The sequence below is a fragment of the Tistrella arctica genome (genome assembly GCF_039630945.1).
In the GTDB taxonomy this organism is placed as follows: Bacteria; Pseudomonadota; Alphaproteobacteria; order Tistrellales; family Tistrellaceae; genus Tistrella; species Tistrella bauzanensis.
The window spans coordinates 161,615-188,044 of sequence record NZ_JBBKTV010000010.1 but is presented as its reverse complement, the minus strand read 5'-3'; the positions used below and the strand labels follow the sequence as shown (position 1 = coordinate 188,044).

Genomic DNA, 26,430 nt, shown 5'->3' with positions numbered 1-26,430 from the left:
TCCGCGCGGTCGCAGACAAAAAGAGCCTGAAACTCAGGCGCAAGCTCGCAGGCTGGGATGTCAAATACCTCGCTTCCATCCTCGGGTTACCTCTCCGTTAACCTGGATTCGGAGCCCTGGCATGTCCCGGCCAGCAGACGAGGCGTGTGGTCGTCAGCGCACCGCGCGCGTGTGGCCGCGCTGGAACTCCAGTTGTTCGGGGCTGAGCTGGAAGCCGACCATCAGCGCGTAATCGGCGCCCGAGGTGCCGGCCGTCAGCGGCACGCGGATGCTGAGTTCCTCTTGTGCCGCGGCCTTCAGCCGGTCGGCCGGCAGCGGCAGGTCCGAGCGGAAGACCTGCTTGTTCAGGATCGTCTGGTCGCGATCGGTCACCGCGACGTAATAGTCGAAGGCGGTGCCGGTGTCGCCGGGGGCGGCGGGGCCGCGCTCGACATCGATCACCAGGGTCAGTGCCACATCGATATAGCGCCGGCCGTCATCGGTATCGGCGTCGCAGTTCCATTGCGCATCGGCGATGCGGCCCAGGAAACGCACGCCGGTGACGTCGGTGGCGCCGGGCACGATCTGAACCGCCTGCGACGTTTCGCGCAGCACCACCACCCGCGGGCAGACCGGCGGCTCGGCGCGACTGAAGGCGCCGCAACCGGCGGTGGTGGCCGCCAGCGCGATCGCGGCGGCGCCCAGCAGGCGGCGGCGGCCGCGGCCGCCGGTCTTCAGGGTGGTCCCGGGACCGGACGCGGAATTGGGCTGTGCCACGACGAAGCGCTCCGTGATCGTTGCCGCATGGGCGTGCAGATATGCGCCACTGTATAGCGACGCCGCGCGGGCGCGCAATGCCGCCGCCCGCGCGTGTCTGCCTCGTCTCATGACTCAGATCCGGTCACGATTGCGATGATGACGGTCACAGACCGTTATGGCTGCCGTCGCACATCGGATGGCCGCCGGTCTTCTTGCAGCCGCAGAACCAGGCGGTTCCGTCCTCTTCGGCCTTCCAGGCCATCGGCGACAGGCCGGTGCCCTTGTGGGTGCCGTCGCAGAAGGGCTGCTTCTTGCTGAGCCCGCAGGAGCACCACCAATAGGTGCGGCCCGCAGTCACCGCCACCTCATAGGGCTCGGCCTGGGCCACCACCGGTTCCATGATCGGTTCGGTCGTCATCTGGTCAGTCATCCCCATTGGGCGCCGCCAGGGCCTGGCCCGTGCCTGGCCCGTGCGGTCGCCCGGTTCACACGATGTCGTCGCCGGTGGGCCGGCGATCATTCGATGTTGCTACGACCCCATGTCACGCCCGCATAAAGCTGTCACCCCCGCAGAAAGCCGCCTGACGTGATGTGGCGCGCAAAGGTTGTGATATAGGGTCAGTAGGCACGCATAAGTGTAACGGCCGTGGCAAGGCTGCGGCAAGCCTCCGTCGATGCGCCCGACCGGGCGCCGCTGCGGGCGCATGGTGTTGAACTTCAAGGCCCGGCATGCCATACCGCACCCTTGAGCCCGTGACGCGCCCGACCGGAACCGCCCGACCGGCATGTTGCGCCCGTCATGAGCGACCGGCCGCCAAGGTCCGGCCCCATCCTGATCCGGAGCGTCGATGCGATGACCCAGGTGGTCAACCCCGCCTCCCCGAGCGCTACCCCTGAGGTGGCCTCCGTCACCCTGGTCCTGGCCGAGCCGCGCGGCTTCTGCGCCGGCGTCGACCGGGCGATCCAGATCGTCGAGCGGGCCATCGAGCGGTTTGGCGCCCCGGTCTATGTCCGCCATGAAATCGTCCACAACAAGACCGTGGTGCAGGATCTGGTGGCCAAGGGCGCGGTGTTCGTCGAGGAACTGGACGAGGTGCCCGACGACGTGCCGGTGATCTTCTCGGCCCATGGCGTGCCAAAGGCGGTGCCGCTTGAGGCCGCCCGCCGCAAGCTGCTGGCGATCGACGCCACCTGTCCGCTGGTCTCGAAGGTCCACCGCGAGGCGGAACGCCATCATGGTGAAGGCCGCCATGTGCTGCTGATCGGCCATCGCGGCCATCCGGAGGTGATCGGCACCATGGGCCAGTTGCCCGATGGCGCGGTCGAGCTGATCGAAACCGTGGACGATGCCGAGGCCTATGCGCCGGCCACAGGCGGGTTGCCGCTGGCCTATGCCACCCAGACCACATTGTCGGTGGCCGACACCGCCGGCATCGTCGCGGTGCTGCGCCGGCGCTTTCCCGATATCGCCGGGCCGAAGCGCGAGGATATCTGCTATGCCACCACCAACCGCCAGGAAGCGGTGGCGCAGATCGCGGCCAGCGTTCAGGCGGTGCTGGTGATCGGCGCGCCCAATTCGTCGAATTCGCGCCGGCTGGTGGAAACCGCGGCGTCTGCGGGCTGCGCCAATGCCCGGCTGATCCAGACCGCGGACGAGATCGACTGGGACCGGCTGGCCGGTGCCACCCGCATCGGCATTTCGGCCGGCGCCTCGGCGCCCGAAATTCTGGTCGAGCAGGTGATCGCGGCCTTCCGCGCCCGCGGCCCGGTGGTGATCGAGCGGGTGACCACGGCCGAAGAGAGCGTGGTGTTCAAGCTGCCGCCGGACCTGAACCGGTGACGCCTGCGGCCGGGACGCGTGACACGATGATGCAGGGGGCCTGAGATGGCGGTTTACACGGCGGTCGCCGACGACGAGATGCGGGCGCTGCTGGCCGGCTATGACATCGGGCCGTTCCAGGGACTGGCCGGGATTCAGCAGGGGGTGGAGAATTCCAACTGGATTCTGGCCGCCGGTGGCCGGCGCTATATCCTGACCGTCTATGAAAAACGCGTCGATCCGGCGGATCTGCCGTATTTTCTGGGGCTGATGGATCACCTGACCCATCGCGGCATCCGCTGTCCGCAGCCGGTGCAGGATCGCCAGGGCCGGGCGCTGGCCGAACTGGCCGGCAAGCCGGCGGCGATCTTCACCTTCCTGCCCGGCCGTGGCCCCACCCGGATCGTGCCCGCCCATTGCCGGGCGCTGGGCACGGCGCTGGCGGAACTGCATCTGGCGACCGCCGATTTCCCGATGCACCGGCCGAACACCCTGGCGCTGGCCGGCTGGCAGAGCCTGGCTGGCGGCATCGGGGCCCGCGCCGACGAGATCGCGCCGGGCCTGTCGCGTGAGATCGCGGCCAGCATGGCGACACTGGCGGCCGATTGGCCGCATGATCTGCCCTCCGGCACCATCCATGCCGATCTGTTTCCCGACAACGTGTTCTATGAACGCGCCGACCGGGTCTCGGGGATCATCGATTTCTATTTCGCCTGTTCCGATGCCTTCGCCTATGAAATCGCGATCTGCATCAATGCCTGGTGCTTCGAGCCCGACGGGCAGTTCAACATCACCAAGGCGCGGCTGATGCTGGGCGCCTATCGCGCGGTGCGGCCGTTCTCAGACGCGGAACTCGCCAGCCTGCCGCTGCTGGCGGAAGGGGCGGCGATGCGGTTTCTGCTCACCCGCGCCCATGACTGGCTCAACCGTGTCGAGGGGGCGCTCGTGAAGCCCAAGGATCCGCTGGAATATCTCCACAAGCTGCGCTTCCACCGCGGCGTCACCGGTCCCGGAGCCTATGGCCTTGACTGACGCCACCACCGCCGGAGACACGCTGCCGCCGAAGCGGATCGTGGAAGCCTTCACCGACGGCGCCTGTTCCGGCAATCCCGGCCCCGGCGGCTGGGGCGTGGTGCTGCGCTGGGGCGAGCTTGAGCGCGAGATGAACGGCGGCGAGGCCGAGACCACCAACAACCGCATGGAGCTGATGGCCGCGATCGAGGCCCTGCGCGCGCTGAAGCGCCCGACCACGATCCGGATCTGGACCGACAGCACCTATGTCCGCGACGGCATCACCAAATGGATCCATGGCTGGAAGCGCAATGGCTGGAAGACCGCCGCCAAGGCGCCGGTGAAGAACGCCGATCTGTGGCAGCAGCTCGACGAACTGGCGCGCGGGCACAAGGTGGACTGGCAATGGGTGCGCGGCCATGACGGCCATCCTGAGAACGAGCGCGCCGACGCGCTCGCCCGTGGCGGCATTCCGAAACGGCGCTGACGTCGCGGCGATGGTCAGCCGGCGTCTCCACCGTTCAGCGTCTCCACCAGCCCGGCCACATCCAGGATGAAGCGGTCGTCATGCCAGCGGCCGATGATCTGCAAGCCGATCGGCAGGTGATCGTCTGGGGTCGTACCGCCGGGCATCGACAGGGCCGGATGGCCGGTCAGGTTCAGCGGGAAGGTGTAAGGATACCAGGCGCCGCGGATGGTGCCGACCGGCTCGCCGGCAATGGTGACGATGCCGTTCGGATCCTGATCGACCGGCAGCGGCGGCGCGGTGAGTGTGGGCGAGATGATCACGTCGGCGCGTGACAATTCGGCCTGGATGCGGGTGAAGATGGCGGTGCGGGCGGCGGCGGCGGCCTGAAGATCGACGGCCGAATGGGCCATCCCCTTTTCGATCGTCATCACCAGCGACGGGTCCATGCGGTCGCGGAACCGGGCCAGATGCGGCCCGATGCGCGCGGCGAGCCCGCTTTGCAGCACGACCAGGAAATGCCGTTCCTCGGCGGCGAAATCGATCTCGATCTCGTGGACATGGGCGCCGGCCTGGGCCATGCGGGCGACCACCGCATCGGTTGCCGCCAGAACCCGCGGGTCCACCCGTGTGCCGCAGCGCGGCAGATAGGCGACCTTGAGCCCCTCCAGAGTGGTGACCCGCCGCTCGGCCGGCAGGGCGCCCTGGCCCCAGGGATCGCGGGCGTCCAGCCCGGATATGGCATCGAACAGCAGCCGCGTGTCGGCCACGTCGCGGGCCATGGGGCCGACGAAGGAATTGGCCGAGAACAGGTCGGGCAGCGCCAGATGCGGAATGCGGCCCAGCGTTGCCTTCAGCCCGACGATGCCGCAGCAGGCGGCCGGAATCCGGATCGAGCCGCCGCCATCGGTGCCCAGCGCGATCGGCCCCATGCCGGCGGCCACCGCCACGGCGGCACCGGAACTGGAGGCACCACAGGTGACGGTGGGATCGATCGGGTTCAGCGTCCGGCCGAAGATCGGCGCATCCGCCGCCTGCTTGTGGCCGAATTCCGGCGTGGTGGTCTTGCCGATCAGGATCGCGCCGGCGGCGCGGGCGCGGGCCACCGCCACCGCATCCTCAGCCGGCAGATTGTCGGCAAAGATCGCCGATCCCATGGTGGTGCGCACGCCGCGGGTGGCGGTCAGATCCTTCACCGAATAGGGCACGCCCAGCAGCGGCGGCAGCGATGCCGGGTCGTCGGCCGCCATCACCATCGCCTCGGCGGCGCGCGCCTCGGCCCGTGCCTCTTGGGCGGTGACGGTGATGAAGGCGTTCAGATCGGCCCGGGCCTCGATCCGCGCCAGCACCGCCTCGGTCACCTCGACCGGCGACACCGCGCGGCTGCGGATGGCTGCGGCCAGATCGCGGGCGGTCATGGCGGTGATGTCGGTGGTGGTCATGTCCTGTCCCTGTCTCTGGTCCTGTCGTATCGGGGGCGGCACGTCATATTCAGAGCATCCAGCGGCCGCCATCGATCAGCAGCGTCTGGCCGGTGACGTAGCGGGCATCGTCGCTGGCGAGGAAGGCGACCACGCCGGCCACGTCGTCGGGCGTGCCGACATAGCCGGCCGGGGTCGCGGCCTTGATGCGCTCCACCACGGCCGGGGTCAGCCGGTCATGGGCGCGGGTGGCGATGGCGCCCGGCGCCACGGCATTGACCGTGATCCCGCATGCCGCGTTCTCGCGCGCGACCGCGCGGGTGAAGCCGATCACCCCCATCTTGGCCGCGGCATAATCGGCAATGCCGGCATCGCCCGCGAGTGCGCCATCGCTCGACATGTTGACGATCCGGCCATACCCCCGCTCGCGCATCGCCGGCAGCACCAGCCGGGTCATGCGCAGGGTGGTGATCAGGCTGACCTCCAGCACGAAGCGCCAGACGCCTTCTTCCGAGGCATGAAACGGTCCGGCACGCTCGCGCGCACTCTGGCCGACATTGTTGAACAGCACGTCGACCGGCCCGAAGCGGTCGGTGGCCATGATATAGGCCCGGCCCAGCACGGCCGGATCGGTGCAGTCGCCGGCCACCGCCAGCCCCCGGTCACCGGCACCGGCGAACACGCCGGCCAGTCCCTCGCCATCCAGATCGACACCCACCACCCGGGCGCCTTCCGCCAGAAAGCGGCGCACGGTCGCGGCACCGATGCCGTTGGCGGCACCGGTGACGATCACCAGCCTGTCGGAAAACCGCTGCATCGCCTTCAAGCCTTTCGCGATCAGTGAAAGCTGCGGCCGCCATCGACGGCGAGTGCTATACCGGTGACATAGCCGGCTTCGGGCCCCAGCAGCCACAGCACCGCGCCGGCGATCTCGTCGGGCGTGCCGATCCGGCCCAGGGCATAACGGGCGCGAATATGCTCCAGCGCCGCCTGCGGATCGGGCCGTGGCTCCCAGGATGTGCGGAACAGGGGGGTGTCGATGGCGCCGGGGCAGATGCTGTTGACCCGGATGCCATCGGCGGCCAGTTCCATGGCCAGCGACTTGCCCAGCATCACCAGCCCGGCCTTGGCCGCGCAATAAGCCGCCCGGCCGGCGATCGGCATCAGGCCGGCGGCCGAGGACACGAACACCATGGCGCCACCGCCGGCGGCGCGCAGATGCGGCAGGCTCGCGCGGGCGGTCAGCATCGGCCCGGTCAGATTGACGCCGATCGATCGCGCCCAGCCGGCATCGTCGATCTGGTCCAGCGGCTGTTCATGATCGATGCCGGCGGCGCAGATCACACCGTCGATGCCGCCCATGGCCAGGGCCGCCCCGTCGACCGCCGCCTGAACCATGGCACTGTCGGCCACATCCGCCTGATGGCCGGTGACGCGGTCGAGGGCAAGGGCTGCCAGCGCCGCCGCGTCGCGGTCGAGCACGGCGACCCGCGCGCCGCGCGCGGCCAGCATGGCGGCGCAGGCAAGGCCGATGCCGCTGGCGCCGCCGGTCACCAGCACCCGGCGCCCGGTCATCGTGGTTTCTGGCAACAGGGTCATCTGTGCGGCCGTCATGACCGCGCGGCCTCAAGCCCCGGCCGCATGGCGTCGACCAGCTCGTCACAGCGGCCGATCATCACGCGGCTATGCGCCAATGCGTGCTTGATGATGCCGTCCAGAAGCGTCAGGCGGGATGGCTGACCGATCAGTTGCGGATGCATGCCCAGCATCATCATCCGCTTCTCGGCATAGAGCGTGTCGAATTCCAGCGTCCAGGCCTCCAGCGCCGCCGATGGCGCCTGAAGCGTGCGGCCGGGCAGGACGATCGAATACTGGAAGAACGGCGCGTCATCCAGAACCCAGCGAAAGGGCAGTTCCACCAGTTTGGTGGGCCGGCCCTTGTGGCTGTGCAGATAGGGGCTGTCGTCATCGAAGAAGTTCGACGAATAGTCGAAGCCGTAGTCGACCAGCAGATCCATGGTGATGGCGCTGAACTCGGCGGCGGGGGACCGCCAGCCACGCGGTGCCCGGCCGGTCATCCGCTTGATGATTTCGATGCCGCGTTCCATTTCCTCGCGCTCCTGCTCGGGCGTGAGGTTGACGATCCAGGCATGGCTCCAACTGTGATGGGCGATCTCGTGGCCGCGTTCCAGCAGAGCCTCCACCACATGCGGGCGCTGTTCCATCACCAGCCCGGGCACGAAGAAGGTCGATTTGATGCCATAGCGGTCGAGCAGGTCGAGGATCCGCCAGATGCCGACCTTCCAGCCATAGGCGCCCTGCGACATCAGGATCGGCCGGTTGGCGTTGTTGGGATCGCGCGCCGTCCACATGGTCTCGGCGTCGAGGTCGAAGGTCAGGAACAGCGGAAAGCCATCGGGATGACAGGACATGGGATCGGATTCCGTCAGGAAAGGGCCGGGCAACACAGGATGATTCAGGCGATCAGACGAAGCGGTGGAAACCGGTGCGGCGTTCCGCGATCAGCAGGATCAGGCCGGTGAGGATGATCATGATCGTCGAGATGGCGGCGACGCCGGGGTCGACCCCGTGTTCGACCGACGAGAAGATCAGCACCGGCAGGGTCTGCTGGCCGGGGGCGAGCAGGAAGATCGTGACCGGCACGTTGTCGAGCGAGGTGACCAGCGCGAACAGGGCGCCGGCGACCAGGCCGGGGCGGATCAGCGGCAGGGTCACCAGGCGGAAGGCCTGGAGGCCGGTGGCGCCAAGCACCCGCGCCGCCTCTTCGAGCGACCGGTCGACACCGCCCAGGCTTGAGAGGGCGGCGCGCACGATATAGGGCACGGTGATCACCACATGGGCCGCGATCAGCACGCCGGTGCCGCCATAGAGCCGCAGCAGGCTGACATACTGAAGCAGGGCGACACCGATCACCACCGACGGGAACACCAGCGGCGCCATCAGGAACGAGGCGATCGCCTCGGACCCCGGCAGGGCGCGGGAATGGATCGCCCAGGCGGCGGCGACGCCCAGCACCAGCGACAGCGTGGTCGACGACACCGCCAGGATCAGACTGAGCCGGATCGCCTTCAGGTATTCAGGATCGCTCAACACCTCGGCGAACCAGTGCAGGGTCAGGCCCTGCGGCGGGATGGTGAGATACGAGGTGGTGCTGACCGCGGCCAGCATGGTGACGATCACCGGCACCTGAAGGAAGATCACCACCAGAACCGCGATGATCGCCACGATCCGTCCGGGTGCCAGGGTCATGCCATGCCTCCCCAGCGCTTCGCCAGCCGGCCCGACGCCCAGACGATGACCAGCGCGGCCAGCGTCAGCGCGAAGGCGAGGGCGGCACCGCCCGGCCAGTTCAGAAGCTGCATGTATTCGTCATAGATCACGGTCGCCAGCACCCGATAGGTGGCGCCGCCCAGCATGCGCGGCGTGACCAGGGCGCTGATGGTCAGCACGAAGACCAGGATCGATCCGGCGAGGATGCCGGATGCGGTCAGCGGCAGGGTGACCATGAAGAAAGTGCGGATGCGGCCGGCGCCGAGGGTCGAGGCGGCGGCCTCGACATCGCGCGGCACCGCCTGGATCGCCGCCACCAGCATCAGCACCATGAACGGCAGATAGATATGGACCAGACCGATGACCACGCCGGTCATGTTGAACATCAGCTTCAGCGGCGTGTCGATCAGCCCCAGGTCGATCAGCAGGTTGTTGAGCAGGCCGCGATTGGCCAGCAGCGCGATCCAGCCGAATGACCGCACCACCAGGTTCAGCATCATCGGGAACACGACCAGCAGGATCAGCGGCACCCGCCAGCGTTCGGGGCCCCGCACGATCATCAGCGCCAGCGGATAGCCGATCACCAGCGCGATCGCCGTCACCAGCAGCCCCAGGCCGAAGGTCCGCCACACCACCTCGCGGTAGTAATCGTCCAGGATGATCTGGGCGTAATTGTCGATCGTCCATGAGCCCGGCGTGATGCCCATGCCCGGCAGATATTCGCGAAAGCTGGTCGGCAGCATCAGGATGATCGGTGCCGCGAAGCAGGCGATCAGCACCAGCGCCAGCGGCGAGATCAGCGCCGCACCGGTCCGACGGCGGATGATCATGCGGCACCTTCCATGCCGGCTGCGGCCGCCGGCATCACGAACACCTGACCCGGATCGATCGACAGCACCACCGGCGCGCCGGGGGTGAGCCCGGCCTCAGGCCCCGCCGATGATGTCTCGGCGATGATTTCGACGTCGCCCGCCAGCCGCACCACATACTGCACCCGCGCGCCGGTGAACGACCGGAAGGCGATGGTGCCGGGGATGTTTCCATCATCCTGTGGTGCAGAGGCGGCCGGCCTGATCCGGATGGCTTCCTGGCGGATGATCACCTCGGCCGCGGCGCCGAGCGGTGCCTGCGGGTTGGTGGCGCGCAGCACCAGTGCCGATCCGATCCGCACCCGGCCGGCATCGCCGGTGGCGTCCACGCGGCCCGACAGGCGGTTGGGCCGGCCGATGAAGCTGGCGACGAAGCCGTTGGCCGGGCGGGCATAGATCGCCTCGGGCGCATCGAACTGCTGGATCACGCCATGGGCCAGCACACAGACCCGGTCCGACAGCGACAGCGCCTCGGACTGATCATGAGTGACGAACAGGCTGGTGATGCCCAGCCGGCCCTGAAGCCGCTTCAGCTCGATCTGCATCTCGTCGCGGAGCTGGGCATCCAGGTTGGACAGCGGCTCGTCGAACAGCAGCATGCGCGGGCGCGGCGCCACGGCGCGGGCGATGGCCACCCGCTGCTGCTGGCCGCCCGACATCTGGCGTGGATAGCGCCCGGCCAGATGATCCAGCCGCACCAGCGTCAGCGCCTCCTTCACCCGGCCGGCCAGCTCGGCGCCGCGCACGCCCTGGCGCTTCATGCCGAAGGCCACGTTCTCGGCCACGGTCAGATGCGGAAACAGGGCATAGGACTGAAACACCAGGCCGATCCGGCGCTTGTGCGGCGGCGCCCGGGTGATGTCCTCGTCATCGGCGAGGATACGGCCGCCGCTGGGCTCGATCAGCCCCGCGACCATGCGCAGGATGGTGGTCTTGCCGCAGCCCGACGGCCCCAGCAGCGAGACGAATTCGCCATCGGCAACGTTGATGGAGACGTCGCGCACCACGTCGCTGTCGCCATAGCGCTTGTGGAGACGGTCGATGGTGAGCTTGGCCATGATGCCCTATCTGACGTGGGGAGGCGGGTCGGAGGTGGGGAGACGGGTCCGAAATGGGGAGACGGGTCCGAAATGGGGAGGCGGGTCCGAAATGGGGAGGCGGGTGGCGGAGCGGCCGGGGGGAGGGACCGGCCGGTCACGGGGCTGCCGGGGGAAGCATGCCCGTCGTCTCCGCCACCGCCTGGAACCGCGGCTGCCGATACCCGCCCTGGGGGGAGGGAGGCGGGGGCGCCTGCGGTTCAAGCACGGCGATCACAGAACCGTGTCGCGGATGGCGGTCAGCGGGTCACTTCACGCTGCCAGCGCCGGGTCCAGTTGGGCAGGTTCTCGGCCACCGCCTGCGGGTCGGGGAACCACAGATTGTCGCGTGCCTCACCGGTCGGCACGATCGCCGCCACCTTGTCGGACAGCTCGACTTTGGTGTTCACCGGTCCGGCATATTTGCGTTCGGCGAAGCAGGCCTGACCTTCGGGCGACAGCACCACATCGATGAATTTATGCGCCAGATCGGGATGGGGCGCGCCCTCGGGCACGCTGAGTGTCGGGCGGATGCCGACGGCGCCTTCCTTAGGGTACGCCACCGCCACCTTCACGCCCTTGTCGGCAGCCGAGCCGACCCGGTCGGGATACCAGGGCGCCATGGCGATCTCGCCGCGTTCGAACAGCGACACGATCTGGTCGGCCTGGGTGTAGAAGGTCACCACCGACGGCGCCAGCGCCTTGGCGGCGGCAATGCCCGGATCGACATTGTCGATCGTGCCGCCATGCATCTTGTTCAGCGCCAGCAGGAACTGCATGCCCGAGGTGCCGGTGACGTCGCCAAGGGCGATCTTGCCGGCCCATTTCGGATCGGCGAGGTCGCCCCAGGATGTCGGCGGCTCGGGCATCATCTCGGGGTTGTAGGCAAGGGCGGTCGCACCCAGCATGAACACCACGAAGCGGCCGCCATCGGTCAGGGCGCCGGGGATCAGATCGGCGGCGTTGGACAGCTTGGCCGCGTCGATCGGGCTCAACAGCTTTTCATTGGCAAGCTGGGTCGCCAGCGAGTCGTCCATATAGGCGACGTCGAACTGGCTGCGGCCACCCATGGCGCGGATGGCTGCCGCATGCTGCACCGACGAGCCGACCTTCATCGCCACCATGGCGCCGGTCGCCTTCTCGAAGGCGGCGATATGGCAGGTCTTGGTGTCTTCGGCAAAGGATCCGCCGAAGGTGGCGATCACCAGTTCCTCGGCCGATGCCGCGGCCGGCATGGCGGCGGCCAGACAGGCCGCGACCGCGGCGGTTGCGGCGGTATTGCGTGCGTGATGGCGGCGCTGTGTGGCGGCGGCGGACGGTTTGGTCACCATGGTCTCACTCTCCCGGCATGATCGGTGTCGGCCTGCATGAAGCAGCGTCGGCGGCGGGCGGATTATCCGGCCCCGGGCCGTCTGGCGGCCCTTTATGTCGCATCGACGCGTCCTGTCGATTGAAAGCCTAGGTCTCTTTCAGTTATCTTTCAAGAAAGAAACTTGTGAGACATCTCCTGCCAACTGCCCGGCCGGCGGGGGTTTCCAGGGCATGCATCGGCCATCGGCCACGATGCATGCCTGTCGACCAGCAGACCGGCTGGGCTATGATCGGGATCGAGGATCACGGATGAGCGCGGAGCAGACCCAACCGATGCAGACCAATCCGGCCACGCCGCTGGACGATGACGAGACCGCCGCCGCCCCCACACACACGGCCACGGCGCCTGAGCATTTCGATACCGTCGCGCGCGGCATGGCACGCTGGGCGCGTGAGCGACCGGATATCGATGCCTCGGGCAAGGCCGTGGTCGGCCGGGTTCTCAGATTGCAGGGGGTGATCCTGAAGGCGGTGAATGCGACGCTGGCCGCCCATGGGCTGAAATACCCGGCCTATGCGATCCTGGCGACGCTGCGTGTGGAAGGCGCGCCCTATCGGCTGTCGCCGTCGCAATTGCAGCAGACCATGCTGTTCTCGTCGGGCGGCATTTCCAACCTGCTGCTGCGGCTGGAGAAAGACGGGCTGGTCCGCCGCACCTCGGACCGCAGCGACCGTCGCGGCGTGATCGTGGAGCTGACCGACAAGGGTGTGGCCCTGGCCGATGTCGCCATGACCGACCACGCCAACACCGAACGCCACCTGATCCGCATGTTCAGCCAGGACGAACGCGCCCAGATGGCCGATATGCTGGCGCGCATGCTGGTGGTGAACGCCGATGCGCCGGGCTATGTCTGACGCCGGCGACGCTGCCCAGCCTGCGCGGATCCGCCGGCCTTGAGCCGTCCTTAAATAAGAAGACGAGCGTATATTTAATTAAGACGCCGCGTTGATTAAAGCCTTCAAACAAGCCGACGTCAGCGCGGGGCCGCGGAGCGTGTGTGCCGGGGCATGTGGCCGTCAGTAGATCACGTTGCGCAGGAAACGGACGCGGGCGGTGCCGGTGTTCTCGTAAATATAGGGCTGGTTGCTGGCGAAACTATGGAAATCGCCGGCCTCGATGACACGGGGGCCGTCGACCAGATGCACGGTCAGGCGGCCCTCGATGACATAGATCATGTCATGCCAGCCATCGCCATCCGGCTCCGAGACATAGCGGTCGCCGGCGCCGAGCGACCAGATCCAGAGTTCGGCCGCATGGCTGGCCGGGGCGCCGGCGAGCAGGGTGCCGCGGCTCTCAGGGGTGGTGCCGGCCCAGGCCAGGGCCTGGATGCGGCTGCGATCGGGCCCGTCGGCATCGCGGACAAGATCCACGAACAGCACGTTCAGCGCCGCCGCGATCCGGTCGAGGACGGCCAGGCTGACATTGGCGTCGCCGCGTTCGATGTTGACCAGCATCCGCCGGCTGACCCCCGACGCCTCGGCCAGCGCCTCCTGGCTGAACCCGGCCGCACGCCGCAGGCGCCGCAGATTGCCCGCGACATGCTCCAGGATCGGCGGTCGCTCGGTTGCGCCGCTAACGGTCTCTTGACTGTGCATTATAGTGCCCATAATCTCCCTCTGCGCAGTATAGTACACCAATCCCGCGCCAGTCTGCGCCAATCCGTTCCTGCCCCCAATCCGTTCCGGAGTCCCCGTCCCATGGCCGCCCCCAAGGTCGCCCAGGCCGCCGGGTCGATCCTGCTGCCCGTCGGGCTGCTGCTGATCGCCATCGCCTCTATCCAGTCCGGCGCCTCGCTGGCCAAGACCCTGTTTCCCGCCATCGGCGCGCAGGGCACGGTGGCGCTGCGGGTGCTGTTCGCGGCCATCCTGCTGATGCTGATCTTCCGTCCCTGGCGGGTGCGGCTGACGACGGTGACCCTGCGATCGGTGATCGTCTATGGCATCGCGCTGGGCTGCATGAACCTGACCTTCTATCTGGCGCTGCGCACGGTGCCGCTGGGCGTGGCGGTGGCGCTGGAATTCACCGGTCCGCTGGCGGTGGCGCTGTTCGGATCGCGCCGGCCGACCGATTTCCTGTGGGTGGGGCTGGCGGTGGCGGGGCTGCTGCTGTTGCTGCCGGTCGGCGGCCTGGCCGCCGGCATCGATCCGGTGGGGGCCGCCTATGCGCTGACCGCGGGGGTGTGCTGGGCGCTGTATATCCTGTTCGGGCAGAAGGCCGGTGCCGTGCACGGCATGCAGACCGCCGCCTGGGGTTCGCTGATCGCGGCCATCGTGGTGCTGCCGATCGGCATTCACCATGCGGGGACGGCGCTGCTGGACCCGGCGATCCTGCCGGTGGCGCTGACCGTGGCGGTGCTGTCGACGGCGCTGCCCTATTCGCTGGAAATGATGGCGCTGACCCGCCTGCCGACCCGCACCTTCGGCACGCTGATGAGCGTGGAGCCGGCCTTCGCCGCCCTGTCCGGCCTGCTGTTCATGGGCGAGATGCTGACCCCGCTGCAATGGACGGCGATCGGCGCGATCATCTGCGCATCGGTCGGCACCACGGCCACCGCGCGGCGCGCGCCGGCATCGGCCGGCTGACCACCGCTGTTGGCCTGTCTTGTGTAAAGTTTCCGTTGTGACTGTGTAAAGTCGCCCCTGACCCCCGGCCCGACGTGGTTTTCTGTGACGGTGCGGGATGGTTGAGGCCCGCAGCACCGGATCAGCGGGTGGCGGGCTATGAGCAGCATTGGCAGTATCACGCAGCAGGCGATATCGACATGGTCCAGCCGGAGCGGCACGAACCGGTCGAGTGCGGCCGCGACGGCATTGCAGGATCTGACCGGATCTGCCGGTTCGGCGACAGCGTCGACCACGGCGACCATCACGCCTCAGGCCGCGACGACGTCGGGAACGGCCGGGGCCTTCGTTCAGCAAATGTCGGACCTGCTGCAATCGGCGCTGCTGAGCCTTCAGGAAGCCGCGGCGGGCAGCCCGGTGCAGGGTGGTCAGGCCGGGCAGACGGAGCCGGACGCGGAAGCCATGGTCGCCCGGCTCGACACTGACAGCGATGGCCTTGTCACCCGTGACGAGTTCGTTGCCGGCAAGCCCGACGAGGTGAGCGACGCCCAGGCCGCGGCCTTGTGGGACAGCATCGCCGGCGCCGATACCGAAAGCCTGACCGGGACCGCCTTTGCCGAGGGGCTTGCCGCAAGTGGTGGTCCGGGCGGTCCTGGTGGTGCCGGTGGTCCGCCGCCGGGCGGGCCGCCACCCGCGGCATCGGATGACGATGACGACGAGGACACGCTCACCGGCCTGTATGCGATGCTCGACACCAACGAGGATGGCAAGGTCTCGGCCGAAGAGCTTGCCGCCGGCGGCAAGAAGGCCTTGCAGGCGATCACCGCGGCGCTGTCGGCCTATCGCCAGGCCGATGAACAGGCCACAGGCACAGCCACCGCCACGGCCGTTACCGCCTGAGGCACCGCACGGCCACCACTCTGACACGGCCCGCTCACGGAACCATCTTCAACCCCCCGGCGTTGCGGCTCCTGGGGACTGCAAGACAGCCGGCCACGCGCCAGAAGGCGTTCCGGGCGGTCATACGATCGTCTATATACAAGCGGCGTTCGACGGACGCGGCATCGGCACTCCCCGCACACCTCCGAGCTGACCGGCATCGGTCGGACACTCGTCGTGCCGAGGAGACACCATCTTGCGGACGATCAAGTTTGAAGCCATCGCCGGCGATATGCGGGACGTATCGGGTGACCTTCTGGAACCCACGGGTCGCGGCTTTTCCGGTGCCGCGCCCGACCCTGCCACCCATCCACGTCTGGTCGAGACGACGCGGCCGGCCCGGCCCCGACGGCCCGACGGCGAGGCGGCGCGTCCGCTGCCGCTGGTCGTTGATCTGGACGGCACATTGGTGGCGTCGGATCTGCTGATCGAATGCGCCTTCGCCACCCTGGGCCGTCGTCCCGCCGCCATCATCGACATCATCGGCGGGTTGCGGCGCGGCAAGGCCGATCTGAAACACCGGCTGGCACGGTCGGCCGCGTTCGATCCCGCAGCATTGCCTTATGATCCGGAAGTGCTGGCGCTGATCCGGCAGGCGCGGGCCGAGGGCCGGCCGGTCTATCTGGCATCGGCCAGCAACGGCCTGCTGGTCGAACGGGTGGCGGCACATCTGGGCCTGTTCACCGGCTGGTTCGCCTCGGATGCCGACACCAACCTGGCCGGCGCGGTCAAGGCACGCCAGCTTGTCGACGCCTTCGGCGAAAACGGCTTCGATTATGTCGGCAACAGCGCCGACGATCTGCCGGTGTGGCAGGTGGCGCGCCGGTCGATCGCGATCCGCACGCCCCGGCGGGTGGCGGCGCGGCTGTCATCGGCCTGCCCGGATGCCCGGCATCTGCCGGCACAGCCGGCCGGCCTGCGGGGTTGGGCGAAGCTGCTGCGGGTGCATCAATACGCCAAGAATGCGCTGGTTTTCCTGCCGCTGCTGGCGGCCCATGTCATCACCTTCGGCGCCATCGGTCAGGCACTCGCCGCCTTCGTCGCCTTCTCGCTCTGCGCATCCAGCGTTTATATCGTCAACGATCTGGTCGACCTTCAGGACGATCGCGCTCACCGGAGCAAATGCCGGCGGCCGCTGGCCAGCGGCGCGATTCCGCTGTGGCAGGCCATGGTGGCGGCACCGGTCCTGCTGATCGCCGCCGTCGCCGTGGCGGCCAGCGTGTCGTTGCCGTTCCTGGCGGTGCTCGCCGGCTATTTCGTCATCACCACCAGCTATACCTTCGCGCTGAAGCGGATGATGCTGATCGATGTGCTGACCCTGGCGGTGCTGTATCTGGCGCGGGTGATCGGGGGTGCCGTGGCGACCGATGTGCCGATGTCGAAATGGCTGCTCGGCTTCTGCCTGATGGTGTTTCTGTCGCTGGCCCTGATCAAGCGCTATGTCGAGCTGGCGGCGCGGCGCGATGCCCGTCTGCCCGATTCCAAAAGCCGCGATTATCGCGCCAGCGACCTTGAGATGGTCGCGGCGCTGGCGGCGGCGGCGGGGTTCAATGCCATCGTGGTGTTCGCGGTTTACATCTCCACGCCGGCCGCCGGCGCGCTCTACAGCACGCCTGAGGTGCTGTGGCTGGCGATCCCGCTGCTGCTCTACTGGATCGCGCGCGCGCTGATGCTGGCCAGCCGCCGCGAACTGCACGACGACCCGATGGTCTTCGCGCTGAAGGACAGGGTCAGCCTGCTGACCATGGGGGCTGCGGCCCTGCTCGTGGTCGGGGCGCTCTGATCGTGGCGGCACGCGGAGAGACCGGCTGGCAGGGCCGCCACACGATCTCGCCCCGCTTTCGGCGCTATGTGGCCTTCGCGCTGTTGGCGATGGTGGCCAATCTGGCGGTGCAGGAACTGGTGGTGCGGGGCTGGCCCGCTGCCCCCTTGCTGGTGGCGATCGCGGCTGGAACTGCGGCCGGGTTTGCGATCAAATACCTGCTCGACAAGCTGTGGGTGTTTGATGACGCCTTCACCGGCTATCGCCAGGAGGCATCGAAGATCGCGCTGTATGGCCTGTTCAGCGTCGGCACCACACTGATCTTCTGGGCGACCGAGCTGGCGTTCTGGATGGTCTGGCAGACGGCGGCGGCCAAATATGCCGGTGCGGTTCTGGGGCTGGCGCTGGGCTATGTGATCAAGTTCCGCCTGGATCGCCGCTTCGTGTTCAGGGCGGCGCGGTCATGACAGAATTCCATGGCTGGGGCCGTTATCCCCGCCACGACAGCGCGCTGATCAGCCCGGCCGCGCCCGATGACGTTGCGTCGCTTTATAACGATGCCGACGGCCGGCCGCGCGCCGGGCTGATCGCCCGTGGCGCCGGCCGCGCCTATGGTGACGCCGCCATCGGCGACAGCGCCACCGTGGTGATGCGCGGCCTGGATCGTATCCGCAGCTTCGATCGCCAGACCGGGCGGGTGACCGTGGAAGCAGGGCTGCTGCTGGCCGATCTGATCGGAGTGGCGATGCCGGCCGGCTGGTTTCCGCCGGTGGTGCCCGGCACCCGCTTCGTGACCATCGGGGGCATGATCGCCGCCGACGTCCATGGCAAGAACCATCACCGCGCGGGTGGCTTCGGCGACCATGTCGAAACGCTGACCCTGGCGCTGCCCGACGGGCAGATGGTGACCTGCGGCCCCGATCACCACCCCGATCTGTTCCGCGCCACCATCGGCGGCATGGGGCTGACCGGCATGATCGTCGAGGCCAGCTTCACGCTGATGCCGATCCAGACCGGCTGGATCAGCCAGCGCACGGTCGTGGCGCCCGATCTCGATCGGGCGCTGTCGGCCCTGCGTGATGCGGCGGGCGCCACCTACAGCGTCGCCTGGATCGATTGTCTGGCACGGGGGGCGGCCCTTGGCCGCTCGCTGGTCTATCTGGGCGAGCATGCGACGCCGGCCGATCTGACGGCGGCGGGGGGCGATCGGTGGCCGCCGGCTGTGGGCGGCCGTTTCTCGGTGCCGCTGGATGCGCCGTCGATGATGCTGAACCGGCTGTCGGTGGGGGCGTTCAACGCGCTCTATTACAAACGCGGTGCCCGCGCGGCTGGCCGGTCGATGCTGGTACCGTGGGACCGGTATTTCTTTCCGCTCGACGGTATCGGCGACTGGAACCGCCTGTATGGCGCACGCGGCTTTGTGCAATATCAATGTGTTCTGCCGATGGTCGCTGCCGCGGGAACGCTTGCCGATATCCTGGAACGGGTATCGCGGGCCGGTCACGCCTCGTTTCTGGCGGTGCTGAAGCAACTGGGCCCCGCCCATGGTGATCTGTCATTTCCGATGGAGGGCGTGACCCTGGCCCTGGATCTGCCGGTGTCGGCACGGATGCTGGCCCTGCTCAACGACCTGGACCGGCTGGTGGTGGCGGCCGGCGGCCGGCTGTATCTCGCCAAGGATGCCCGCCAGTCTCCCGCCACCTTCGAGGCCGGATATCCGAAGCGCGACCATCTGCGCCGGCTTCGCCACCAGATCGGCGCCCCGGGGCGGCTGTCCTCGAAACTCTCGACAAGGCTTGGTATATGACCGCGAACGCGCTCAGCAAGACACTGCTCGTGATCGGCGGCAGTTCCGATATCGGCCGGGCGATCGCCAGCCGCTATGCCGCCGCCGGCTGGCAGGTGGTGCTGGCGGTGCGCGACGTGGCGACGGGCACGCGCAACGCCGACGACATCGCGGCGCGCAGCGGCCGGCCGGTGCCGGTTCACCGGCTGGACATTCTGGAGACCGACCAGTTCGCGGCCATGCTCGACGGGCTGCCGGCCCTGCCGGATACGGTGGTGTGTGTGGTCGGCGACATGGGCGATCAGGCCCGGTCCGAGACCGATCCCCTGGCCGCCCAGCGGGTGCTGCGGGCGAATTTCGAAGGCCCGGCGCTGTTTCTGGGTATGATCGCCGAGCGGTTCGCCGCCCGTGGCACCGGCGCCATCGTCGGGATCAGTTCGGTGGCGGGCGACCGTGGCCGGGCCTCGAATTATGTCTATGGCGCGGCAAAGGCCGGGTTCACCGCATTCCTGTCGGGCCTGCGCAACCGGCTGGCCGGCCGGGGCGTGCGGGTGGTCACGGTGAAGCCCGGCTTTGTGCGCACCCGGATGACCGAGGGCATGGCGCTGCCCGGCCCGCTGACCGCCGATCCGTCCGAGGTGGGCGAGGCGGTGTTCCGGGCCGCCGAACAGGGCCGGGGCGAGGTGATCTATGTCCGTGGCGTCTGGCGGCCATTGATGATGGTGATCCGCGCCATACCTGAGCGGTTCTTCAAGCGGATGCAATTGTGACGACACTCGATCTGCCCGGCCCCGGCCCCGGCCCCGCCCCCGACGTCGGCCCCGACCATCGGCGCTGGCGCACTGTGCTCGCCCGCCCCGGCGTGGTGATCATGCTGGTCTGCGTGGTCGCGGCGCTGGTGCTGGCGGTGCCGGGCCAGACCGTGACCAACAAATACGTCAACGACCTGTTCATCTTCCTGGACGGCGTCTGGCGGATCGATCAGGGCCAGGTGCCCAATCGCGATTTCCATACCGCGCTGGGGCCGCTGGTCTATTACATCCCCGCCATCGGGCGCTGGATCGGCGGCAGCTTCACCAGTGCCATGCCGATGGGCATGGGTCTGCTGCTGCTGGCGATGGCGCCGGTGATCGCCCATGTGCTTGCCTCGCGGCTGCGGCCGGCGCTGGCGATTCCGCTGGGCGTGTTTCTGGTTCTGGTGGTGGCGGTGCCGATCAATCTGGGCGAGGACATCCGCGAGCTGTCGTTCGCCATGTTCTATAACCGGGTGGGCTGGGCGGCGCTGGCGCTGCTGCTGATGCTGTATGTGCCGCCGCGGCAGCCGGCCGGCGACGGCGGCGCGTCTGCCCGTCTGCTGATCTTGGACACCGCATCCGCCACGTTTCTGACCGTGCTGATGCTGTATATCAAGATCAGCTATGCGGCGGTGGCGCTGGGCTTTCTGTGCCTGCTGCTGATCGACCGGCGCCACCGGCTGTGGGCGGCGGCGACCCTGGCCGCCACCATGCTGGTGGCGATGGCGGTGGAGGCGGTCTGGGGCGGCACCGCGTCGCATCTGCTGGATCTGATGCTGGTCGGGCAGGTCAGTGGCAATATCGACGATGTCGGCAAATATGCCCGGCTTCTGGGCGACAACCTGGCCGATATCGTGGTGTTCGCGGCGGCCGTGATGCTGTCGCTGTGGCGCACCCGCAGCCTGCGCGATCTGGTGTTCTTCGCGGTCTGTCTGGCGGGCGGCATGATGCTGCTCGCTCAGAATTTCCAGGCGCGCGGCATCGTGACCCTTGCCGCCGCGATCGTGGCCGCGGCTGAACTGGCGTGGCGGGTGCCGGCGACCCACCGGCGCGCGCGCCCGACCTGGACGCTCGCCGCCATTCAATTGCTGGTGCCGGCGATCCTGCTGCCGCCGATCGTGTTCAATGGCGCCGCCCTTGGCATTCATGCCGGGCTTGCGGTCAGCGGACAGGGTGATGGCGTGCCCCTGCCGCAATTTCAGGGCATTCGGATGGTGGCGGCGCGGGATGGCTGGCTGCAGTCGATTTTCGACCGCTATCGGACCAGCATCGCCGATGGCCGCGACATTCTGGACGATCTTGGCGTCGCCACCGGCCCGGCCGCCGACGGCGGCGGGCGGGTGGTGGTGCTCGATTTCGTCAACCCGTTCACCGCCGGCATGGGGCTGGTGCCGCCGCATGGCGACAGCACCTGGCATCACTGGGGGCGCACGATCGACGACCGCCATTACCTGCCGGCCGCGACCATGTTCCGCGATGCCCGGGTCGTGATGGACCCCAAGGCGCCGATCGAGCGCGGCACCGCCGAGGGCATGCGCCGGATCTATGACGACACCCTGACCCGCCAGTTCCGGCTGGTGCGGGAGACCAGCGAGTGGCGGGTGTTCATGCGCCGGGCGTCGATGCCGGGCGGGCCACCGGTTCCGTCGCCGTGGCCATCGTCGCCGGCATCGCCGGATCTGCCGCTGATCCTGGCCGCCCGCTGATCCGGCCGGCCTGCGCCGACGGCACCGCCTGTCGCCAGCGATCGGCGACCAGCGAGCCGACGCAGATCAGCAGTGCCCAGCCATAGACCGAGCCCAGCGTGAGCTGATCCAGTGCCGGGGCGCCCATCCGCGCCAGCACCATCGGCACCGGCACGCACAGCATCAGCCCCGCCAGCCGGATTTCGGGATGGTGCCAGCGCGACAGCAGCAGCGGCAGCAGAAACAGGGTGTAGTGGACCCAGCCCAGCGGCGAGGCGAGCAGGGCCGCGAGCAGGGCGAAGCCGCTGGCGCGTTCGATGCCCGGGCGCCGGCGCACCGCCCAGAGCGCCAGCCCCAGCAGCAGGGCAAGGCTGAGCGGCAGGCCGGCCCAGGGTATGCCGGCGCGGGCGGCAAAGCCCGCGATCGAGGCATTGGTCAGGAACACCGCCCGGCTGCCGTCGCCGGCGACCAGAGACAGCCATTGTCCATAGATATCGGGGCCATAGACCAGCAGCGGCACCGCGCTGACCACCGCTGCGGTGATCGCGGCGGCAATCGGCGCCGGGCGATGGCCGGCCAGGAACAGCAGCACCGGCCAGACCAGGACATTCGGCTTCATCGACACCACCAGCCCGATCAGGATGCCGGCGGCGATGTGCTGCCGGCGTTCCAGCAGCAGCCAGGCCGCCACGGCCATGAACACCAGCGGGATATAGATCTGGCCCAGCAGCAGCGTGTCCCAGAAGCCCGCCAGCGCGAACACCCACAGCACCGTCAGCGGCGTGGCGCCATAGCGGTCGAACAGCAGCAGCACGGTCGCCACATAGATGGCGATGCTGATCATCCGCCAGATCCGGAATGTCTGGTGGACATCGCCGCCGTCGAATAGCTGGAACAGCAGGGCCGAAATCGGCGGATTGAGGTTGGGGTTCCACATGTCGAAACCGGCGATCGACACATGGAAGGTCAGTTCATGGATGCCATAGGGATCGAGCCCCTGAGCGGCCGCGCGGCCCGAGGCCACGAACGAGCCGAAATCCCACAGCAGATCGCCCGGAAGGGTGCGGAGGAATTCCCCGCCGATGATCCAGACGAGGATAAGGGTCACCAGCAGCCGCAGCGGCCAGTCGGTCATGGTCCGGACCATCGTCATCCTTCCGGCAAAACAGCATCCACCCGCACAGCAACATCCTGAACCGACAAAGCGTTCCCCGGTTTCCCTTGTCGCGACCCGCTGTCGCTGCCACCCTGCGTCGGACAAAATTTAAAATAATCTCAGATGGAGGGACGCTCAGATGGCGGACACGACGGCGACGACGGCGTTGGAGGGCGTGGAACTGCGCTCCAAGGTGACATCGGATGGCCGGATCGAGGTGTCGCTGATCCGGGTCGACGTGCCCGAACCCGCCGCCGACGAGGTGGTGGTTCGGATCGAGGCGACGCCGATCAACCCGTCGGATCTGGGCCTGCTGCTGGGCCCGGCCGATCTCGGCACCATCGAGACCGGCGGCACCGCCGATCTGCCGGCGATCAGCGCCGCGATCCCGCCGGCGGCCATGAATGCGATGGCCGGGCGGCTGGACCAGTCGCTGCCGGTGGGCAATGAAGGCGCCGGGGTGGTGATCAAGGCCGGCGCCGACGCCGCCCATCTGCTGGGCCGGACGGTGGCGATGATCGGCGGCGCCATGTATGCCCGCTATCGCGTGATCAGGGCTGCCGACTGCCTGCTGCTGCCGGATGATGCCAGCCCCGCCGATGGCGCATCCTGCTTCGTCAATCCGCTGACGGCACTGGGCATGGTGGAAACCATGCGCCGCGAGGGTCACACCGCCCTGGTCCATACCGCCGCCGCATCCAATCTGGGCCAGATGCTGAACCGGATCTGCCTGAAGGACGGCATCGGTCTGGTGAACATCGTCCGCAACGCCGAACAGGTGGCGCTGCTGCGCGGGATGGGTGCCGCCCATGTGCTCGACAGCACCAGCCCCGATTTCACCGATCGTCTGACCGAGGCGCTGATCGAAACCGGCGCCACCATCGGCTTCGACGCCATCGGCGGCGGCAGGCTGGCCGGCCAGATCCTGTCGGCGATGGAAGCGGCGATCGCCGCCCGCGCCACCGGCAGCTACAGCCGCTATGGCTCGTCGGTGCACAAGCAGGTCTATCTGTATGGCGGGCTCGACACCCGGCCGGTCGAAATCCAGCGCAATATCGGCATGGCCTGGGGGGTGGGGGGCTGGCTGCTGTTCCCGTTCCTGCAACGGGTGGGGCCGCAAGTGGCGCAGCGCCTGCGCGATCGGGTGGCGGCGGAGCTGAAGACCACCTTCGCCAGCCATTACACCGCTGAAATCTCGCTGGCCGAGGTGCTGAAGCCCGAGGTGATTGCCGGCTATAGCAAGCGGGCGACGGGCACCAAGTACCTGATCAACCCCAACAAGGGCGTCTGAGGCCAGCCGCCCGGACCTCTAGCCCCGGACCTCTAGCCCCGGACCTCTAGCCACGGGCGATCAGATGCAGGAACGACCCCGCGACCCGGCCGTGGCACAGCCCGGCCGCGGCCGCGGGCTCGCCCAGGGCATCGGTGACGTCCCGCCACAGCGGCAGGCCATCTTCGGCGGTGATGCTGGCATAGTGGAATTCATGGCCGCGATAGCCCTGGCCCGCATCCCCCAGCGGGCCGGGGCCTGCCAGCCGTGCCTGACGATAGCCAAGATGCAGCCGGCGGCGGGCGAAGCTGGTGTCGAGCGCCAGCAGCCCCGCCATCGGCCAGGCGCGGCCATCGGCGTCGGTCAGGCCGCGCCCCAGCGCCATATAGCCGCCGCATTCGCCGAAGATCGTGGCGCCGCGCCGTTCAGCCGCCCGCAGCCCCGCCACCCAGCCATCGGGCCGCGCACCCATGGCGGAAAGGGCGGGGGCATGCAACTCCGGATAGCCGCCGGGCAGCCAGACCGCATCGGCATCCCCGTCCGGCGCCTCGCCGGCCAGGGGGGAGAAGGGCAGCATGGCGGCACCGGCATCATGCCAGCCGTCCAGGATATGCGGATAGGCGAAGGCGAAGGCGTGATCGCGGGCGATCGCGATCCGCTGGCCGAGCGGCGGCACGGCCGGTGTCACGGGGCTGGCCGCCAGCCGGGGGCCGGTCGCGGCCGGCCGTGCCAGGGCGGCGATGCCGTCGAGATCCAGGTGGCCGGCGACCAGATCGCCCAGCCTGTCGAGCAGGGCATCGAGCCCGCCGGTCTCACGTGCCTGAACCAGCCCCAGATGCCGCGAGGGCAGGGCGATATCGGCCTGGCGGGGCACGAAGCCGAAGGCCGGCACCCCGGCTTCAATGGCGGCTGCGGCCAGGCTGCGGATATGGCCGGCACCGCCACAGCGGTTGAACACGACGCCGGCCAGATCGATACGCGGATCGAAACTGCGGAAACCATGGATCAGGGCGGCGGCGGAACGGGCCTGCGCCGAACCGTCGACCACCAGCAGCACCGGCAGCCCGAACAGCGCCGCCAGGGCGGCGGCAGATCCGTCGCCGCCGGCCCCCGGCGCCGGCGCGCCGTCGAACAGCCCCATCACGCCTTCGATCAGCAGCAGGCCGGCATCGCCACGGCTGTCGATCATCCGCGCCAGCCGGTCGGGCGTCATCGCCCAGCCATCCAGGTTGACCGATGGCCGGCCGGATGCCGCCTCGTGAAAGGCCGGATCGATGTAATCGGGGCCGATCTTGGCGGCGGCCGGTCGCCGGCCGGCGCGGGTGAAGGCCCGCAGCAGCCCCAGCGTCATCGTGGTCTTGCCGCCCGAGGATGACGGCGCCGCGATGATCAGCGCTGACGGCCCGGTCACGACCCTGTCTTCTTCTGGCCATGGCGGGTGCCCAGCGGATCGGCGGTCAGTGTGCGGCCGTCGAGCGCGCCCAGCCAGTCCAGCGCCGCCCGCAGCCGCACCACCGGCCCCATCACCACGATCGCCGGCGCCTCGATGCCCGATGCCGCGACATCGGCCTCGGCACGGCGGATCGTCGTCTCCAGCACCCGCTGAGCCGGGGTTGTTGCGCGCGCGATCACCGCCACCGGCTCGTCCGGGTCGCGACCGCCGGCCATCAGCCGGGTGGCGATCTCGCCCAGATGCTTCAACCCCATATACAGCACGATCACCGGCGAGCCCTTGGCCAGCGCCTCCCATTCGATATTGCCGGTGACGCCGCCGGTGGTGTCGTGGCCGGTGATGAAGCTGACCACGTGGTTGGTGTCGCGATGGGTGACCGGGATGCCGGCATAGGCCGAGCCGCCGATGCCGGCGGTGACGCCGGGAATGACCCGGAACGGGATGCCGGCCTCGACCAGCGCCAGACCTTCCTCGCCGCCCCGGCCGAACACGAAGGGGTCGCCGCCCTTCAACCTCAGAACCCGCTTGCCCTGGCGGGCCAGATCGATGATCCGCAGCGTGATGTCTGCCTGTTTCGGCGACGGGCGGCCGCCGCGCTTGCCGGCATATTCCAACTGCGCGTCGGGGCCGGCCAGCGCCAGGATGCGTTCGTCGACCAGCGCGTCATAAACCACGACATCGGCCGAGGCCAGCGCATGGGCGGCGCCAAGCGTCAACAGCGCCGGATCGCCCGGCCCGGCACCGACCAGCCACACCCAGCCGGGTTGAAACATGGGCAGCCCCAGGAAACCGGGCAGGGTGACGCTGGTCCGGGTCGCCTCGCTCATGCTGCCTGTCTCCTGTCGCTGACGGTGGAAAGATGTCGTCCCGGTCTTGTCCCGGCTGGGGCTTTCCGGGGGTCGGGCTGCAATGGTATCGTCCGGCCATGAGCGATGCACCGTCCGACGCAGCCCCTGTCGAT

26 protein-coding genes are annotated in these 26,430 nt (G+C 68.6%); 12 read left to right on the top strand and 14 right to left on the bottom strand.

What is annotated here, in order from left to right; all coding sequences use genetic code 11:
* Window positions 1-153: 153 nt before the first annotated feature.
* Both WG924_RS22170 and WG924_RS22165 read right to left on the bottom strand, forming a co-directional pair.
* On the bottom strand, window positions 154-867 hold the full coding sequence (locus WG924_RS22170; protein WP_345935238.1) for a hypothetical protein: 714 nt from the start codon (window positions 865-867) through the stop codon (window positions 154-156).
* A 34-nt stretch (window positions 868-901) separates the two neighbouring features.
* On the bottom strand, window positions 902-1,156 hold the full coding sequence (locus WG924_RS22165) for a CDGSH iron-sulfur domain-containing protein (RefSeq protein WP_345935237.1): 255 nt from the start codon (window positions 1,154-1,156) through the stop codon (window positions 902-904).
* Between the two features lie 435 nt (window positions 1,157-1,591).
* On the opposite strand from WG924_RS22165, the gene ispH reads away from it, so the two are divergent.
* From ispH to rnhA, 3 genes are read left to right on the top strand one after another with little or no spacing between them, the layout of a single operon-like run.
* Window positions 1,592-2,578 carry a 4-hydroxy-3-methylbut-2-enyl diphosphate reductase gene (gene ispH, locus WG924_RS22160; RefSeq protein ID WP_345935236.1) on the top strand — a complete coding sequence of 329 codons (987 nt, stop codon included), beginning with the start codon at window positions 1,592-1,594 and terminating at the stop codon, window positions 2,576-2,578.
* 45 nt (window positions 2,579-2,623) lie between these two features.
* Window positions 2,624-3,589: a homoserine kinase gene (locus WG924_RS22155; protein WP_345935235.1), complete on the top strand. Its 966-nt coding sequence runs from the start codon at window positions 2,624-2,626 to the stop codon at window positions 3,587-3,589.
* Complete coding sequence (gene rnhA / locus WG924_RS22150; RefSeq protein WP_372044900.1) at window positions 3,576-4,055, top strand: ribonuclease HI; 480 nt, start codon at window positions 3,576-3,578, stop codon at window positions 4,053-4,055. The genes WG924_RS22155 and rnhA overlap by 14 nt, the downstream gene beginning before the upstream one ends.
* Window positions 4,056-4,069: 14 nt before the next feature.
* Here rnhA and WG924_RS22145 read toward each other — a convergent pair whose 3' ends face one another.
* From WG924_RS22145 to WG924_RS22110, 8 genes are all read right to left on the bottom strand, one after another.
* Window positions 4,070-5,476, bottom strand: coding sequence for an amidase (locus tag WG924_RS22145; protein WP_345935234.1), 1,407 nt, complete (start codon window positions 5,474-5,476; stop codon window positions 4,070-4,072).
* A 49-nt stretch (window positions 5,477-5,525) separates the two neighbouring features.
* Window positions 5,526-6,272, bottom strand: a complete 747-nt coding sequence (locus WG924_RS22140) for an SDR family NAD(P)-dependent oxidoreductase (RefSeq protein WP_345935233.1) — start codon at window positions 6,270-6,272, stop codon at window positions 5,526-5,528.
* A gap of 20 nt (window positions 6,273-6,292) precedes the next feature.
* Window positions 6,293-7,054, bottom strand: a complete 762-nt coding sequence (locus WG924_RS22135; RefSeq protein ID WP_345935232.1) for an SDR family NAD(P)-dependent oxidoreductase — start codon at window positions 7,052-7,054, stop codon at window positions 6,293-6,295.
* An 11-nt stretch (window positions 7,055-7,065) separates the two neighbouring features.
* The gene (locus tag WG924_RS22130; protein WP_345935231.1) at window positions 7,066-7,887 is read right to left on the bottom strand and encodes a polysaccharide deacetylase family protein; all 822 of its coding nucleotides are present in this window, start codon (window positions 7,885-7,887) and stop codon (window positions 7,066-7,068) included.
* Between the two features lie 52 nt (window positions 7,888-7,939).
* On the bottom strand, window positions 7,940-8,725 hold the full coding sequence (locus tag WG924_RS22125; protein WP_345935230.1) for an ABC transporter permease: 786 nt from the start codon (window positions 8,723-8,725) through the stop codon (window positions 7,940-7,942).
* Window positions 8,722-9,576, bottom strand: a complete 855-nt coding sequence (locus WG924_RS22120) for an ABC transporter permease (protein WP_345935229.1) — start codon at window positions 9,574-9,576, stop codon at window positions 8,722-8,724. Before WG924_RS22120 ends, WG924_RS22125 begins: the two co-directional genes overlap by 4 nt.
* Window positions 9,573-10,673 (bottom strand): ABC transporter ATP-binding protein, encoded by a 1,101-nt coding sequence (locus WG924_RS22115; protein WP_345935228.1) that lies wholly within the window; start codon window positions 10,671-10,673, stop codon window positions 9,573-9,575. The genes WG924_RS22120 and WG924_RS22115 overlap by 4 nt, the downstream gene beginning before the upstream one ends.
* 278 nt (window positions 10,674-10,951) lie before the next feature.
* Window positions 10,952-12,022 carry an ABC transporter substrate-binding protein gene (locus tag WG924_RS22110; RefSeq protein WP_345935227.1) on the bottom strand — a complete coding sequence of 357 codons (1,071 nt, stop codon included), beginning with the start codon at window positions 12,020-12,022 and terminating at the stop codon, window positions 10,952-10,954.
* Between the two features lie 313 nt (window positions 12,023-12,335).
* Between WG924_RS22110 and WG924_RS22105 the strand changes: the two genes are divergently transcribed.
* Complete coding sequence (locus WG924_RS22105; RefSeq protein WP_345935226.1) at window positions 12,336-12,917, top strand: MarR family winged helix-turn-helix transcriptional regulator; 582 nt, start codon at window positions 12,336-12,338, stop codon at window positions 12,915-12,917.
* A 162-nt stretch (window positions 12,918-13,079) separates the two neighbouring features.
* On the opposite strand, the gene WG924_RS22100 is transcribed toward WG924_RS22105, so the two are convergent.
* Window positions 13,080-13,670: a helix-turn-helix domain-containing protein gene (locus tag WG924_RS22100; protein ID WP_372044901.1), complete on the bottom strand. Its 591-nt coding sequence runs from the start codon at window positions 13,668-13,670 to the stop codon at window positions 13,080-13,082.
* 90 nt (window positions 13,671-13,760) lie between these two features.
* Here WG924_RS22100 and rhtA point away from each other — a divergent pair, with 90 nt between their 5' ends.
* The 7 genes from rhtA (at window position 13,761) to WG924_RS22065 (ending at window position 21,611) form a co-directional block, all read left to right on the top strand.
* Complete coding sequence (gene rhtA, locus WG924_RS22095; RefSeq protein WP_345935224.1) at window positions 13,761-14,645, top strand: threonine/homoserine exporter RhtA; 885 nt, start codon at window positions 13,761-13,763, stop codon at window positions 14,643-14,645.
* A gap of 138 nt (window positions 14,646-14,783) precedes the next feature.
* Complete coding sequence (locus WG924_RS22090; protein WP_345935223.1) at window positions 14,784-15,524, top strand: EF-hand domain-containing protein; 741 nt, start codon at window positions 14,784-14,786, stop codon at window positions 15,522-15,524.
* A gap of 235 nt (window positions 15,525-15,759) precedes the next feature.
* Window positions 15,760-17,346, top strand: coding sequence for a UbiA family prenyltransferase (locus WG924_RS22085; protein WP_345935222.1), 1,587 nt, complete (start codon window positions 15,760-15,762; stop codon window positions 17,344-17,346).
* 2 nt (window positions 17,347-17,348) lie between these two features.
* A complete protein-coding gene (locus tag WG924_RS22080) occupies window positions 17,349-17,792 on the top strand; it encodes a GtrA family protein (protein WP_345935220.1) in 444 nt (147 codons plus the stop codon).
* Window positions 17,789-19,132: an FAD-binding oxidoreductase gene (locus tag WG924_RS22075; protein WP_345935219.1), complete on the top strand. Its 1,344-nt coding sequence runs from the start codon at window positions 17,789-17,791 to the stop codon at window positions 19,130-19,132. The genes WG924_RS22080 and WG924_RS22075 overlap by 4 nt, the downstream gene beginning before the upstream one ends.
* Entirely contained in the window at window positions 19,129-19,881 is a 753-nt protein-coding gene (locus WG924_RS22070) for an SDR family oxidoreductase (protein WP_345935217.1), read from the top strand. The genes WG924_RS22075 and WG924_RS22070 overlap by 4 nt, the downstream gene beginning before the upstream one ends.
* Window positions 19,878-21,611 carry a hypothetical protein gene (locus WG924_RS22065; protein ID WP_345935216.1) on the top strand — a complete coding sequence of 578 codons (1,734 nt, stop codon included), beginning with the start codon at window positions 19,878-19,880 and terminating at the stop codon, window positions 21,609-21,611. The genes WG924_RS22070 and WG924_RS22065 overlap by 4 nt, the downstream gene beginning before the upstream one ends.
* Here WG924_RS22065 and WG924_RS22060 read toward each other — a convergent pair.
* Window positions 21,511-22,737, bottom strand: coding sequence for a glycosyltransferase family 87 protein (locus WG924_RS22060; RefSeq protein ID WP_345935215.1), 1,227 nt, complete (start codon window positions 22,735-22,737; stop codon window positions 21,511-21,513). The two genes, WG924_RS22065 and WG924_RS22060, sit on opposite strands and share 101 nt — an antisense overlap.
* A gap of 148 nt (window positions 22,738-22,885) precedes the next feature.
* On the opposite strand from WG924_RS22060, the gene WG924_RS22055 reads away from it, so the two are divergent.
* Window positions 22,886-24,037, top strand: coding sequence for a zinc-binding dehydrogenase (locus WG924_RS22055; protein ID WP_345935214.1), 1,152 nt, complete (start codon window positions 22,886-22,888; stop codon window positions 24,035-24,037).
* Window positions 24,038-24,083: 46 nt separating this feature from the next.
* On the opposite strand, the gene WG924_RS22050 is transcribed toward WG924_RS22055, so the two are convergent.
* Window positions 24,084-25,427, bottom strand: coding sequence for a cobyrinic acid a,c-diamide synthase CobB (locus WG924_RS22050; protein WP_345935213.1), 1,344 nt, complete (start codon window positions 25,425-25,427; stop codon window positions 24,084-24,086).
* A complete protein-coding gene (cobA, locus tag WG924_RS22045; RefSeq protein WP_345935212.1) occupies window positions 25,424-26,296 on the bottom strand; it encodes a uroporphyrinogen-III C-methyltransferase in 873 nt (290 codons plus the stop codon). The genes WG924_RS22050 and cobA overlap by 4 nt, the downstream gene beginning before the upstream one ends.
* Between the last annotated feature and the right edge of the window lie 134 nt (window positions 26,297-26,430).